General features: G+C 70.4%; 12 protein-coding genes. 7 read left to right on the top strand and 5 right to left on the bottom strand.

What is annotated here, in order from left to right; genetic code table 11:
* Window positions 1-8: 8 nt before the first annotated feature.
* Window positions 9-848: a GNAT family N-acetyltransferase gene (locus AB0368_RS35485; protein WP_366158422.1), complete on the bottom strand. Its 840-nt coding sequence runs from the start codon at window positions 846-848 to the stop codon at window positions 9-11.
* Between the two features lie 124 nt (window positions 849-972).
* On the opposite strand from AB0368_RS35485, the gene AB0368_RS35480 reads away from it, so the two are divergent.
* Window positions 973-1566 (top strand): PadR family transcriptional regulator, encoded by a 594-nt coding sequence (locus tag AB0368_RS35480; RefSeq protein ID WP_366158421.1) that lies wholly within the window; start codon window positions 973-975, stop codon window positions 1564-1566.
* Between the two features lie 486 nt (window positions 1567-2052).
* Here the strand turns inward: AB0368_RS35480 and AB0368_RS35475 are convergent, their stop codons facing one another.
* Window positions 2053-3018 carry an LLM class F420-dependent oxidoreductase gene (locus AB0368_RS35475; protein ID WP_366158471.1) on the bottom strand — a complete coding sequence of 322 codons (966 nt, stop codon included), beginning with the start codon at window positions 3016-3018 and terminating at the stop codon, window positions 2053-2055.
* A gap of 759 nt (window positions 3019-3777) precedes the next feature.
* On the opposite strand from AB0368_RS35475, the gene AB0368_RS35470 reads away from it, so the two are divergent.
* From AB0368_RS35470 to AB0368_RS35460, 3 genes are read left to right on the top strand one after another with little or no spacing between them, the layout of a single operon-like run.
* Window positions 3778-4686 carry an ABC transporter ATP-binding protein gene (locus AB0368_RS35470; RefSeq protein WP_366158420.1) on the top strand — a complete coding sequence of 303 codons (909 nt, stop codon included), beginning with the start codon at window positions 3778-3780 and terminating at the stop codon, window positions 4684-4686.
* Window positions 4683-6827, top strand: a complete 2145-nt coding sequence (locus AB0368_RS35465) for a YhgE/Pip domain-containing protein (protein ID WP_366158419.1) — start codon at window positions 4683-4685, stop codon at window positions 6825-6827. Before AB0368_RS35470 ends, AB0368_RS35465 begins: the two co-directional genes overlap by 4 nt.
* A 5-nt stretch (window positions 6828-6832) precedes the next feature.
* Window positions 6833-7417: a TetR family transcriptional regulator gene (locus AB0368_RS35460; protein ID WP_366158418.1), complete on the top strand. Its 585-nt coding sequence runs from the start codon at window positions 6833-6835 to the stop codon at window positions 7415-7417.
* Between the two features lie 23 nt (window positions 7418-7440).
* Here AB0368_RS35460 and AB0368_RS35455 read toward each other — a convergent pair whose 3' ends face one another.
* On the bottom strand, window positions 7441-7968 hold the full coding sequence (locus AB0368_RS35455; RefSeq protein ID WP_366158417.1) for an ArsR family transcriptional regulator: 528 nt from the start codon (window positions 7966-7968) through the stop codon (window positions 7441-7443).
* Entirely contained in the window at window positions 7920-8591 is a 672-nt protein-coding gene (locus AB0368_RS35450; protein ID WP_366158415.1) for a DUF998 domain-containing protein, read from the bottom strand. The genes AB0368_RS35455 and AB0368_RS35450 overlap by 49 nt, the downstream gene beginning before the upstream one ends.
* Before the next feature lie 45 nt (window positions 8592-8636).
* On the opposite strand from AB0368_RS35450, the gene AB0368_RS35445 reads away from it, so the two are divergent.
* Entirely contained in the window at window positions 8637-9491 is an 855-nt protein-coding gene (locus tag AB0368_RS35445; protein WP_366158470.1) for an SDR family NAD(P)-dependent oxidoreductase, read from the top strand.
* On the opposite strand, the gene AB0368_RS35440 is transcribed toward AB0368_RS35445, so the two are convergent.
* The gene (locus tag AB0368_RS35440) at window positions 9449-9847 is read right to left on the bottom strand and encodes a MerR family transcriptional regulator (RefSeq protein WP_366158414.1); all 399 of its coding nucleotides are present in this window, start codon (window positions 9845-9847) and stop codon (window positions 9449-9451) included. The genes AB0368_RS35445 and AB0368_RS35440 overlap by 43 nt on opposite strands.
* Window positions 9848-10526: 679 nt before the next feature.
* Here AB0368_RS35440 and AB0368_RS35435 point away from each other — a divergent pair.
* Complete coding sequence (locus AB0368_RS35435; RefSeq protein ID WP_366158413.1) at window positions 10527-12047, top strand: amino acid permease; 1521 nt, start codon at window positions 10527-10529, stop codon at window positions 12045-12047.
* A 70-nt stretch (window positions 12048-12117) separates the two neighbouring features.
* The gene (locus tag AB0368_RS35430; RefSeq protein WP_366158412.1) at window positions 12118-13464 is read left to right on the top strand and encodes a glutamine synthetase family protein; all 1347 of its coding nucleotides are present in this window, start codon (window positions 12118-12120) and stop codon (window positions 13462-13464) included.

Raw genomic sequence — 13464 nt, 5'->3', positions numbered from 1 at the left:
GACCGGCCTCAGAACAGTACGGTTGCGAAGCTGCCCTGCTGCACGAACCCACACCGCGCATAGACCCGCCGAGCAGCACTGTTGTAGTCGTTCACATACAGGCTCACCGTCGGCGCGACCCGCCTGAGCGCATCGTTCAGGACCGCCGCCATCGCGCCCGCGGCGAGTCCGCGTCCGCGGTACTCCGGGTCGACCCACACGCCCTGCACCTGCGTCGTACGCCGCGTGATGATCGCCAGCTCCGCCTTGAAGATCACCCGATCGCCGACGAAGCGCGCGTACGCCCGTCCGCCGCGTACCAGTTCCGCGATCCGTCGCTTGTAACCGCGACCGCCGTCGTCCAGCAGGGGTGACACCCCGACCTCTTCGGTGTACATCGCCACCGCGGCGGGGAAGAGCTGGTCGACTTCCCTGGGGCTGACCAGACGGACAGCGGGGTCGGGGGCGATCGGCGCCTCCCGGTCGGCGACAAGCAGCGGCTGGTGGGGGCGTACGTCCCGGGCCGGCCCCCAGTGCCCGCCGAGGCGGTCCCACAGGTCCAGCACCGCGTCGGCCCGGCCGATGATCGAGGAGCAGATGCGCGGGTCGGCGCCGAGCAGATCGGCGAACGCCGCGACCGCCGGCGGGGTGGCGCAGACAGGCACCAGGTGCGCGCCCGACCAGCACAGGGATTCGACGCCCCGACCCTGGCCGTACCCGTAAATGCGTCCGTCGGAGCGCCACCAATTGAGCCCGTGGGCCGCTACGCGCTCGGCGATCTGAGCGCCGGCGTAGGGGTCTTGGTCGAGGATCCGCTCGACCGTCGCCCGCTCGGGCTCCCCGAGTTGGCGAATGGGCACCGTCAGCACAGGTATCAGATTGCCAGATGGCGGCCCCAGCACACCCGACGCTCCCCGCCGGATTCAAGAAACCCTTGCAGCCGACACGTTGCCGATATATCGTCTAACTATCGCCAACAGATCGGAGATAGTCATGAGGCACGAACACATGCGTCGTCTGCACGAGGCTCGGATGCGCGGGTTCGGGTTCCCGCCCGGATTCCCCTTCGGCCAGGGCGGCCCCGGCTTCGGCGGCGCTGGCTGGGGACACGAGGGCCCCGGCGGCCGAGGCCAACGCCGCGGCGGTCGTGGCAGTCGCCCCAACGTCCGGCCCGCCCTGCTCGCGCTCCTGCTGGAGCGCCCGATGCACGGGTACGAGATGATCCAGGAGCTGGAGAGCCGCACCGGCGGCATCTGGCGCCCGAGCCCCGGCTCGGTCTACCCGACCCTCCAGCTCCTCGAGGACGAGGGCCTGATCGAGGCCGAGGCCACCGGCGGCCGCAAGCGCTTCACCCTCACCGAAGTCGGCCGCGCCGAGGCACAGACCGCCGCGGAGAACCCGCCGTGGGCGCAGTTCAGCGATGACACGATGTCGCAGGTCCAGGACTTCCGCGACGCCGCGATCGGCATCATGAGCGCCCTGCGCCAGGTCGGCTTCAACGGCACCCCGGAGCAGCGCCAGCGAGCCCTCGAGATCCTCAACGAAACCAAGCGCAAGCTCTACGCCATCCTCGCCGACGGCGAGTAACCCCACCGCAGAAAGGGCGCGCCGCTCCGGTGCGCCCTTTCTGCATTCCAAGACCCGAATTCGACGGTACGGCGCCACACCGACCCAACCGCAACACCGGCCCCCGGCATCACGGCTGTCCGCGGCCACCGCGCATTCCCCGGCGCGCGGGAGCGTGTGCTCGGAGGAGCTCTTGTCGGGCGAGCGATAAAAACCCGGTCGCGGGAGCCCGCATGCCGGGCTAAGGCAGCCCTCCTGTCGGCTGGCGGTGGCGCCCTGGCCCGTTGGGTTGGTTGGGGTGGCGCCTTAGTCCTTGGGTTGGCCGGCGGTGGCGCCCTGGCCTGTCGAGTTGGTGGCGGTGGCGCCCTCGGCCGCGACTCGTGCGGCCGGCCGGATAGGTGTCGAGGGCTTCTTGCGTGCCCGTCATGCCATGCGAGCGCAGCCGGGACACTGGCGCGGGCGCGACCGGGCATTGCCTCCTTGTCGTTTGCGGTGCGTGGGGAAGGGTCAGCGGTTGCCGAGGGCCGCGACGAGGGTTGCCAGGGCTGCGGCGCCGCCCTTCTCGAGCTCCGGGGTCGGGAGGAGGGCCATCACGGGGACCTTGACGCCTGCTTCCGCGTAGCGGGCGACGTGCGCTCGGCATTCTTCGGGTGTGCCGTGCACGATCAGCTCGTCCACGACCTGGTCCGGGATCGCGGCCAGGGCGGCCTTGCGGTCGCCGGCCGCCCAGGCCTTCCACATCGGAGCGAGCACCGGTTCACGGCCCAGCCAGCGGTGGAATTCCAGGTAGGCCGGGACGGTCAGGTACGCGGCGATCATGCGGCGGCCGACCCTACGGGCGTAGGCGGCGTCGGAGGTCGGGCAGACGAAGATCCGGGCCACCACGTCGAAGTTCGGGTTGTCGGTCTTCGCCTCGGCCAGCGCCTGGGAGACGTCCGTGGCGGCCAACCAGTTGAGGATCACGCCGTCGGCTTCGGCTGCGGCCAGGCGCAGCATGCCGGGGCGCAGCGCGGCGAGGAGCAGGTGCGGGGGGACGGCCGGCGGGCGTTCGAGGCGGAAGCGGCGGATCTGGAAGGTCTCGTACGGCTGGTCGACCGTCTCGCCGGCCAGCGCTGCGCGGAGGAAGCGGAGCGTGTCACGGCTGCGGGCGAACGGCTGGGTGAAGTCAGCGGCGTTCCAGTCGCCGACCACCACCGGTGACGAGGCGCCGAGGCCAAGTTGGAAGCGACCCGGTGCGGCTTCGGCGAGCGCCGCCGCGGTCATGGCCAGCAGGCCGGGGCCGCGGGTGAAGACGGGGGCGATGGCGGTGCCGAGGCGGGCACTGGGTTGCCAGACCGAGGCGAGAGTGAGGGGAGTGAAGGCGTCGGTGCCGTTGACCTCGCTCGACCAGAAGTCGGTGAAGCCTGCTTCGGTCAGTGCTGCGAACACCGGTGCGTGCTCGGCGAGCGGAACTCCGGCCAGCGGAACGGTCATGCCCCATCGCGTCACCATGGCTTTGATCCTGCCTCGTGGGGGGAGGGCGGTCTACCGGACTGGCCTCAAGTGGTGGGGTGCGATTTTCCTCAGGGGTGAGGGGTGGCTTGCGGGGCTAGAGGCGGCGGCAAGCGCGGGTGGCGTGGGTTGGAGGCCGTCGATGCGGCTGGGGGGTGGCACCGGCGCTGGGATGGTGCCGGTGTGCGCTCTGGGGTGCGTGCGCGGGCGGTGTAGCGGCGCTCGCTTGTGTCGGCGACGGGCGCAAGTTGGCGCGATAGCAGCGGCCGCTGGCGCAAGTTGGCGCGGTGGCGGTGGTGGCGGCCGCAAGTTGGCGCGCGGTGGCAGTGGTGGCGGGCAAAAGCTGCGGTGGCGGCGGCCACAAGTTGGGGCGATGGCAGTGGTGGCGGGCACAAGTTGCGGTGGCGGCGGACTCGGGTCGTGGTGGCTGACGGCATGATCAGCCTGGCTCGGCCGGACAAGCTAGGGAATCGAACGGCGTCGTGCCTGTGGAGGGCTCCGACGGCGGCGGTAGCGGAGCGATTCGGCGGCGTTCAGTAGCCGACCGAGGTCGATCCCGCGATGAGGGCTGCGCGAAGCGGTAGGGCGACGTGAGGTCGACCACCTGAGCCGCCCATCGATCGGCATTGCGAGTATGTTTTTGCACTGACCAGTCAGTACAAGGTTGGGTGCTTCTTCATGTCGGTCCTCAGTGCTCAGGCCGCGGGTGTACGTCGCCGGCGCCGGTGGCTCTTCCGTGACTTGGACGTCTCGGCCTCGTCAGGCGACGTCGTCGCGATCGTGGGTCCGCCCGGCAGTGGGCGCACCACGGTGCTGCTGGCGCTTGCCCAGCGCTTCCGACTGTCTGCCGGCCGCGTCGACCTCACGGGTACGGCGGCCCTCGGCTATGTGCCCGGCGTCTCGGAGCCCGAATCCGTCCTGACGGTGGCCGAGCACGTACGGGAGAGGGCCCTGCTCGCCGGGCGGCGGCCGGGCGGGGAAGTGGCGTGGCACGGGCTCGACCCCGGCACGCGGGGGTGGGAGCTCAGCCCGTACGAGCGACAGGTTCTGGGTCTGATCCTCGCCCAGGTGTCGGCGCCGCAGGTGGTGGCGCTCGACGGCGTGGATGAGGGGCTCGATGCGGCGGAGCGGGAGGCGCTCTGGCGGCTGATCGGGGACGTCGCGGCGCAGGGCGTGGCGGTGCTGGTCACGGCTCGGGAGGTCGACGAGGCGCGGGTGTCCACGGTGGTGCGACTCGGTAGTACGGGGCTGACGGCCCAAGCGGACGCGGTTGCGGTCGCGGCGGACGGTCCGGACGTCGCGGAGAGCAAGGCCGAGGAGCCCAAGGCTGAGGAGCCAAAGGCCGAGGAGCCCAAGACCGAGGAACGCAAAGCGGCAGGGTCCACGACCACAGAACCTGAGGCGGAAGGGCCGGTGAGGCCCGAGGCGGAAGAGTCGGCGGGCCCCAGGTCGGCGGCGAGCCCCAAGGCGGCGGCGGCGGCGCCCCGCAAGGCGGGGGTCGCCGTAGCGGCCAGGCCTGAAGCCGAAGACACCGTGGTGGCTGAGCCCAAAACGGAATGGTCCGAGATGGACACCCCCGCGGGAGACGCGAACGGCAACAAGGCCGGAACCAAGGGACAGCAAGAAGAGCAGGGTGGAGAGCAGAAGTGACCGGATTGCCCAGCTTCCGCCTGGCAGGATTCGAGCTTCGCCGTCTCCTGCGCGGCAAGCTTCCCGCGGCCGCCCTCGTCGTCATCTGCGTCATTCCGCTCCTCTACGGAGCTCTCTACCTCGCCGCGTTCTGGAATCCCTACGGGAAGCTCAACCACATTCCAGCCGCCCTCGTGATGGAGGATCAGGCCGCCACGGCCAGCGACGGGACCAAGGTTCATGCGGGGCAGGACCTCGCCGACGAGCTCATCGATCGCGAGGTTTTCGACTGGCACGTCACCGACGAGCGGGGCGCCGAGGCCGGGCTCGCCGATGGCCGGTACCAGTTGTCGCTGCGGATTCCGCGGAATTTCTCCACGAATCTGACCAGCGGGCCGGACGCCGATTCCGCACCCAAGCCCGCGCAGCTGCTGGTCGTCAACGACGATGCCAACAACTATCTTTCCGGGGTCTTCTCGCGGACCGTCTTCTCGGAGGTCCGGGCTTCCGCCGCGCAGAGCGCGCAGGCCGGGTACTTCGACAAGATGCTCATCGCGTTCACCGACATCAAGGAGAAGACAACCGAGGCCGCGGACGGCGCGCATCAGATCGATGACGGGCTGGGGTCCGCGCACAAGGGTGCCGGCCAGCTCGAGGGCGGGCTCTCCGATGCGAAGAAGGGCTCCGGTCAGCTCGCCGGCGGGCTGGGGTCGGCCGCGCAGGGGGCGGATGATCTCGCGGACGGGTTGGCGGCGTTGCAGGTGGGAGCGGCTCAGCTGGCCGCGGGCACGCAGCAGGCCGCCGCGGGTGGGCGGCAGCTCGCCACCACCGTCGACGCCGCCGCCGACCGGGTCGAGCCGGTGCTGCGGGACAACGCCGAGCTGATCGAGGATGCCGCGAATCAGGTGGCTAAGGGCGCCGATCTGCTGTCCCAGAACGTCGACCGGTTGGACGGCGCCGCGGAGGACGCCGTGGCGAAGGCGAAGCAGCTGCGCGAGCTTGTCTACGGGTTGCCGGAGGGCACGCCGCACCGCGATGAGGCCCGGGCGCTGGCGGATCAGCTTCTCGCCGCTGCCGAGCGGGTGCAGACCGTGGTTCACGACGCCGATCTCGATGCGCTGAGCGACCGGCTGCACGACGTGGCGGTCACGGCGCGCAAGGTCGCGGCGGCGGCTCCGCACCTGGCGGACGATGTGGCCGCGGCCCGGGGGCACGTCGATGAGCTGGCGGCCGGACTGAACGATCTCGCTGCCGGGGCCAAGCAGCTGAACAGTGGTACCTCCGATGCCGCGGCCGGGGCGACGCAGTTGCGGGGCGGGATCTTCCAGCTCGCCTCGGGGGCGCGCCAGCTGAACGGCGGACTGGGGACGCTGTCGGACGGTGGCCGCCGGCTCGCCGACGGCCTGGGTGACCTGGAGGGCGGTGCGGCCAAGCTCGCGTCGGGGCTGAGCGACGGGGCGGATCAGATCCCCGGGTACGGCGACGACACCTCCGACCGCTCCGACCTGCTCGGCGATCCGGTGGGGCTGAACCGCGACGTACGCCACGCGGCGGCCACCTACGGCGTCGGGTTCGCCCCGTACTTCCTGGCGCTGGCGCTGTGGGTCGGCGCGATGATCACCTACATGGTGTTGCGGCCGCTGAACCGGCGCTACGTGGTCTCGGGCGCGCCGGCCTACCGGGTGGCGCTGGCCGGTTTCCTGCCCGCGCTGGCGGTCGGCCTCGTGCAGGCGCTCGTGCTCTTCGTGGTGGTGGTGTTCGCGCTCGACCTCGGACCGGTGAGCCCGGTCCAGACGCTGGTCCTGCTGATGCTCACCGCGGCCGGGTTCACGGCGATCATGCAGCTGCTGGGTGCGGCGCTCGGCCCGGCGGGCCGGATCCTCTCGCTCGCCCTGCTGATGCTGCAGCTCACCTCGTCGGGCGGCACCTATCCGGTGCAGACGGAGCCGTGGTTCTTCCAGGCGATTCATCCTCTGCTTCCGATGACGTACGTCGTGCAGGCGTTGCGCCACACGATCAACGGCGGTGCTGGAGGTACGGTGGTGACCGGCGTGCTTGCGCTGCTCGCGTACGGTTTCGGCGCCCTCGCGCTCACCGTCGCGGTGACTCGCCGCAAACGCCATCTGACTTCGTCCGACCTGCACCCGGAGCTGGTGATCTGAGAACTGTGGACGGAAGGACCCGCAGGCGCGAGGACACTCGCCAGCGCCTGTACGAGGCGGCGGTGGAGCTGATCGCCGAACAGGGATTCTCGGCGACGACAGTGGACGACATCGCGCTTCGTGCCAAGGTCGCCAAGGGCACGGTCTACTACAACTTCGCCTCCAAGACGGCGTTGTTCGAGGAGCTCCTCCGGCACGGCATCGGCCTGCTCACCGACGATTTCCGGGCGGCGGTGGAGGGCCTGCCGCCCCGGGACGCGGTGGCGGCGCTGGTGCGGGCGCAGCTGGAGTACATCCGGCGTTACCGGGCCTTCGCCCAGCTCCTGCTGTCGGAGATGTGGCGCACGAACCGCGAGTGGCAGCAGACGCTCGTGCTGCTGCGGGAGCAGGCGATCGGGGTGATCGCGGAGACGGTGCAGGCGGGGGTGGACGCGGGGGACCTCCCGGCGGACCTGGACGTGCGGGTGGCGTCGTCGGCGCTGTTCGGGATCGGGCTGGTGGTGGCGGTGGACTGGCTGGTCTTCCAGCCGGACCGCCCGATCGAGGATGTCGAGCAGTCGCTGTTGTCCATCGTCCGCCGCGTCGTCTGACCCCGCGCCTGTTGAACCCTGGGTCATCGTTTCGCTCCGGACAGGACGACGAGCAGGGGCACCACGCGGTCTCCGGGCACCGCGTACTGCCCGCGCGCCGAGGAGTGGAGCCAGCCGGCGCCGACGAGCAGGCGCAGGTGGTGGTAGAGCTGGCCGGTGGTGCCGAGCGCCTCGTCGGCGGCGAGTTCGGTGGCCGTACGGGTGCCGGCGAGCACGCGGCGCAGCAGCAGGAGCCGGACCGGATGGCCCAGGGCGCCCAGCGCACCCGCCCAGTCCGACCAGTCCGCCTCCAGCATGTCGTCGACGGCCGTGCCGTATTGCCACTCGTAGTGCTCGCCGGTCGGCAGGTTGACCGCGCCGGTGAACAGGACCGCACCGGCGTTGTCGTCGCCGACCCGCCCGCGGAGCCCTTCGAGCGCCCAGAAGACGTCCGGCGCCTTCGCGCCCGCAGGAACCGGCTCGCCGTGCGCGAATCTGCTGATCAGCTCGGCGAAGCGGCGTTCTAGCTCCGAGACCCGGTGCTCGAGCGGGTCGGGAGGGGAGGAGTCCATGGCTCCACTCTTACGGAATTACGTAATACCGTCAAGGCGGCCGTTCCCATCAGCCAGCTCACGGCAACGGTCAGCAGGATCCGTTCCAAGATCGCGCCGAGGGGGCCCCGGCCTGCGAAGAGCATGGTCAGACCCAGGGCGCCGCCCAGCGGGACGGTCAGCGCGGCAGAGACCGCCGCGAGCCGTCGCATTGCAGGTCGGAAGGCGGGTGACAGGGCCAGGAACGCCATCGCGCCGGCCATCACCGCCATCCCGAGGATGCTGGCCGAGGTGTGAATGACGTCACTCGCGGTCGTCGGCTCGAAGGGCGGCAGCGGACACCGATCGGTGCACGGCACTGCTCCCGAGGTGCCGGCGAAAAGGGCGGCGCTGCCGAGCAGCGCGGCGAGGAAAGGGGAGGCCGGCCGCAGAGCAAGTCCGAGGAGTGCCACTCCGGCGCCCAGCAGGATCAGGCCGCATCGGTACGCCGTGGCCCACGGTGCCGCGGCGGTGCCCGCCTCACTCACGTACCCGTGCCACCACGAACCCGGGGTGGCGACCAGCGCGATCAACATGATCAGCGCGCCCACCGGGATGGCGAAGCCGGCGGCTGCCGCGCGGGCGCGCGTGGCGTCGGGTGTCATGATCCCAAGCTAGCGCCGTGATCGAATGGACCGATGGCGCGCACGGTGGTGATCACGGGAGCCAGCTCGGGCATCGGCCTGGCGGCGGCGGTGGAGCTGGCCCGCGGCGGCGACGAGGTGGTGCTGCTCGGCCGGGATCCCGGGCGCCTGCAGCGAGCGGTCGAGGCCGTGCGCGAGGTCAGTGGAAGCACGCCGGCGGCCTATCGCGCGGACTTCGCCGTGCTGGACGAGGTGCGCCAGGCAGGCGGCAAGATCGCTGCGGCGCACGAGCGGATCGACGTGCTCGTCAACAATGCGGGGCAGCTCACCTCGGTACGCCGGCTCACCGCGGACGGGTTCGATCCCACCGTGCAGACCAACCACCTCGCCGGATTCCTGCTGACCCACCTGCTGCTGGACCGCCTCCGGGCGGCCGCCGATGCCGACGGTCCGGCCCGGGTGATCACGACCGGCTCCGCGGCCGAGGCGTGGGGCACGCTCGACGTCCGGCGTCCCGGCCGCCGTCAGCTCAGCCGATGGCTCGCGTACGGGGCCAGCAAGCAGGCGAACATCCTCTTCACGGCGGAGGCGGCGCGACGCTGGGCGACGTACGGGATCGTGCCGACCTGCTTCTTCCCGGGCCTGATCCGCAGCCGCTTCGGCCGGCGCAGCCCGGTGTTCTCCCTGGCCGGCCTGGTGCCGGTGCTGTTCCGGACGCCGGCCGAGGGTGCCGAGACGCTGGTCTGGCTCGCGCGCGAGCCGCACGGGCTGGTGCCCGGCGGCTATTTCGCGTGGCAGCGGCCGTTCGTGGCCACGGGCCGCTCCACCCGCCCCGAGCGCGCCCGGCTGCTGTGGGAGTCGAGCCTGGCCGCCGTCGGCTACGGCGCCGTGGGGGAGCGGTCCGTACGGGGTGTCGGGTAGTACTTCGTCGTGGCGATGTCCGGGTGCGTCTGGGTGGGGAGGTCCACGTCGTCGTCCGCGGTCAGGGTGCCACCCAGGTCGATGATGCGGCGATGGGCGGCCGCCAGGCGGTCCTCCAGGGTGACGATGCGGCAGGCGGCCGCCAGCAGGATGCCCTCGTCGAGCAGCTGACGGACCCGGCCGGCCAGCTGGAGCTGGTGCCGGGAGTAGCGGCGGTGGCCGCCCAGCGAGCGTTCCGGCGCGACCAGGCCGGCCGCGCCCAGGCTGCGCAGGAAGGCGGGGGTCACGCCGATCATCTCGGCGGCCCGGCCCATGGTGTACGCCGGGAAGTCGGCGTCGTCGAACGCGGTGCTCATGCTTCCTTTCTTCGCAAGCACAGTCCAGGGCCCCGGCGGGTAACCGGGGCCCTGGATGTTCAATTCTGGTGCCGACCGTCGTCGGCTAGGCCGGTTCGCTTGCGTGCCGCTAGCGAGCCGCCCGCGTGATGGGCATCGGCTGCGATCACCTCTTGTCGATTCGGGGACGTGGCGATTACGCGTTGCTGCGGTATCTCGTCCTCCTTACCAACAGGTTCTGTGCCAGTTGCGTGCCGGCTGTGCGTCGCCGACTCCCCGATATTAGGCCGATCACGTGTCAATTTCTAGACTCGCCGCTGTAGATTTTCGCGTGTCGTGTCGTGTCATGACGTTGGGGCGGCGGCGCGGGGCGGGCGCGTGGCACAGCGCGACGCTGTGTCGAGAGAGAGGTGACCGCGCCCCGCGCCGCCGCGGGACGGGAGCTGCTCCGCAGAGCGCTCCCAGGTGTTCGCGATGCCTGCCGAGGGCTCGCGCGCCGGATACGGCGTCAGAACACCGGCAGGGCCGCGCGTGTTCGCCACGCGTGCGTTTGCCCTGACATGCGTACGAGTGTGCGGCCTGCGATTCGCGCCCGGCAACGCAATTAACGCGGCTCATTGACGGCTGTAACACCGTGGGTAGATCATCACCGAACGGCGGTGGCCCAGGTCACAGTCGCCCCTCGGTCTAGGGAGCATGCATGAGCGCTGACCCTGTCCCCAGCACCGACGAAGAACGGCTCGCCCAGCTCGGCTACCAGCAGGAACTGCACCGCCGACTGTCCGGCTTCTCGAACTTCGCGGTCTCCTTCTCCATCATCTCGATCCTGGCCGGCGCGATCACCTCGTACGGGATCGCCATGACCGCCGGCGGACCGATCGCCATCACCCTCGGCTGGCTCTTCGTCGGCGTCATGGTCACCTTCGTGGCCCTGGCGATGGCGGAGGTCTGCTCCGCCTATCCGACCGCAGGCGCGCTCTACTGGTGGGCCGCGGCGCTCGCCAAACGCAACAAGGCGGCCTGGGCCTGGTTCGTCGGCTGGTTCAACTTTCTCGGCGAGGTCGCGGTCACCGCCGCGATCGACTTCGGCGCGGCGATCACCACCTCGGCGTTCCTCGGCCTCGCCTTCGACATGGAGGTCACCGCCGGGCGTACGTTCCTGATCTTCCTGGTGATCATCGTCGTGCACGGCCTGCTGAACACGTTCGGCGTGAACCTGGTGCGGCTGCTCTCCGATGTGAGCGCGTGGTGGCACCTGGTCGGCGTCGCGGTCATCGTGGTGCTGCTGGCCGTCATCCCGGACAACCACAAGCCGGTCTCCGAGGTCTTCTTCGAGGTCCGCAACGAGACCGGCTTCACGTTCGCCGGCGCGGGCGCCTACGCCGTCCTCATCGGCCTGTTGATGGCGCAGTACACGTACACCGGATACGACGCCTCGGCGCACGTGGCCGAGGAGACCCACGACGCGTCGCGCGCCGCACCGCGCGGCATCGTCATGTCCGTGGTGGTCTCGGTGATCGCCGGATTCGTGCTGCTCTTCGCGATCACCTGGTCGATCCAGGACTACGGCGGCGAGATGAAGACGACGCTCGGGCTGCCGCCGGCGCAGATCTTCATCGACGCCGTCGGCCACGATCTCGGCACGTTCCTGCTCTTCATCTGCATGGTCGCGCAGTGGTTCTGCGGCATGGCCTCGGTCACCGCCAACTCCCGGATGGCATTCGCTTTCGCCCGCGACGGCGCGCTGCCCGGCTCACGGCTGTGGAAACAGGTCAACCCCCGCACGGGTACGCCCACGAACTCGATCTGGCTGTGCGTGGCGATCAGCACGCTGCTGGTGCTGCCGTCGCTGTGGAACACCACCGCATATCTCGCGGCCACGTCCATCGCGGTCATCGGGCTCTACATCGCGTACGTCGGGCCGGTGCTGCTGCGCCGACTGAGCCCTGACTTCCGGCCCGGACCGTGGAACCTGGGCCGGTGGAGCGCCCCGATCGGCTGGATCGCCATCGTCTGGGTCGGGGTGATCTGCGTGCTGTTCATCCTCCCGACGACCAGCCCGATCACCGCCAAGAACTTCAACTACACGATCGTCGCCGTGGCGGTCGTGGTGGGCGCCGCCACCGTCTGGTGGCTGGTCAGCGCCCGGAAGTGGTTCACCGGACCGAAGCAGAACCTCATCGAGAAGGCGGCGCACGGCGAGCAGACCATGCCGGAGTGATCGCCGGACCGGGGCCGGGCATTCCGCCCGGCCCCGCGCTTTTGTCGGCCCCATGCGATAGGACTGCATCATGGATCTCGAGGACCTCGACGTCGCCGTCGACAACGGCAGCATCGACACCGTGCTGCTGGCCCTGACCGACATGCAGGGGCGTCTGCAGGGCAAACGGCTGCACGCCCGCTACTTCATGGACGAGGTGGTCGCCGGCGGCAGCGAGGGCTGCAACTACCTGCTCGCCGTCGACGTGGACATGAACACCGTCGACGGGTACGCGATGTCCTCGTGGAACAGCGGCTACGGCGACTTCGTCATGAAGCCCGACTTCAGCACCCTGCGGCCGGTGCCGTGGCAGCGTGGCACCGCCATGGTCCTCGCCGACCTGGAGACCACCGACGGTCAACCCGTGTACGCGTCCCCGCGCCAGATCCTGCGCCGGCAGCTCGACCGGCTCGCCGCTCACGGGCTGACTGCGTACGCGGGAACGGAATTGGAATTCGTCCTTTTCAAGGACTCCTACGAGCAGGCCTTCGCGAAGAACTACCGCAGCCTCGTCCCCGCCAACCAGTACAACGTGGACTACTCCCTGCTGGGCACCGCCCGCGTCGAGCCGCTGCTGCGCCGCATCCGCAACGAGATGGCCGGCGCCGGGCTGGTCCCGGAGAGCGCCAAGGGCGAGTGCAACTTCGGCCAGCACGAGATCGCTTTCCGGTACGCGGACGCGCTCGCCTGCGCCGACCACCACGTGATCTACAAGAACGGCGCCAAGGAGATCGCCGCGCAGGAGGGCATGGCGCTCACCTTCATGGCCAAGCCGAACGAGCGGGAAGGCAACTCCTGCCACATCCACTTCTCCCTGCGCGGCGAGGACGGCCGCTCGGCGATGCTGGGCGACGGACCGGCCCACCTGTCGCCGACGGGACAGCGGGTGCTCGCCGGGCTGCTGGCCACGATGCGGGAGTTCAGCCTGCTGTTCGCGCCGAACATCAACTCGTACAAGCGCTACCAGCCCGGCTCGTTCGCGCCCACCGCGCTGCGCTGGGGGGTCGACAACCGTACGTGCGCGCTGCGGATAGCCGGGCACGGGGAGGGCATGCGGGTGGAGAACCGGGTGCCCGGCGGGGACGTCAACCCGTACCTGGCCATCGCGGCGCTGATCGCCGGGGCGCTGCACGGGATCGAGAACGAGCTGACGCTGGAGGACGAGCTGCAGGGCAACGCGTACGACGACGCCGGCGCGCCTCGGGTGCCGACGACGCTGCGGGACGCGCTGGAGCTGTGGGAGCGGGGATCGGTCGGAGCGGCGGCGTTCGGCGAGGAGGTGGTGGCGCACTACGCGAACATGGCGCGGGTGGAGCTGACCGCCTTCGACTCCGCCGTCACCGACTGGGAGCTTCGCCGCGGCTTCGAGCGGATGTGA

It is taken from the genome of Actinoplanes sp. NPDC051475, from assembly GCF_040689425.1.
Classification (GTDB): Bacteria; Actinomycetota; Actinomycetes; order Mycobacteriales; family Micromonosporaceae; genus Actinoplanes.
Note: the sequence above shows the minus strand (reverse complement) of the source record. Positions and strands in the feature narration are given on the sequence as shown.

Bases quoted from the DNA above. Each gene is read 5' to 3' on its own strand.
- AB0368_RS35480 (WP_366158421.1), top strand. From the start codon at position 973: ATGAGGCACGAACACATGCGTCGTCTGCACGAGGCTCGGATGCGCGGG.
- AB0368_RS35475 (WP_366158471.1), bottom strand. From the start codon at position 3,018: ATGACCGTTCCGCTGGCCGGAGTTCCGCTCGCCGAGCACGCACCGGTG.
- AB0368_RS35455 (WP_366158417.1), bottom strand. From the start codon at position 7,968: ATGGACTCCTCCCCTCCCGACCCGCTCGAGCACCGGGTCTCGGAGCTA.
- AB0368_RS35450 (WP_366158415.1), bottom strand. From the start codon at position 8,591: ATGACACCCGACGCCACGCGCGCCCGCGCGGCAGCCGCCGGCTTCGCC.
- AB0368_RS35440 (WP_366158414.1), bottom strand. From the start codon at position 9,847: ATGAGCACCGCGTTCGACGACGCCGACTTCCCGGCGTACACCATGGGC.
- AB0368_RS35435 (WP_366158413.1), top strand. From the start codon at position 10,527: ATGAGCGCTGACCCTGTCCCCAGCACCGACGAAGAACGGCTCGCCCAG.
- AB0368_RS35430 (WP_366158412.1), top strand. From the start codon at position 12,118: ATGGATCTCGAGGACCTCGACGTCGCCGTCGACAACGGCAGCATCGAC.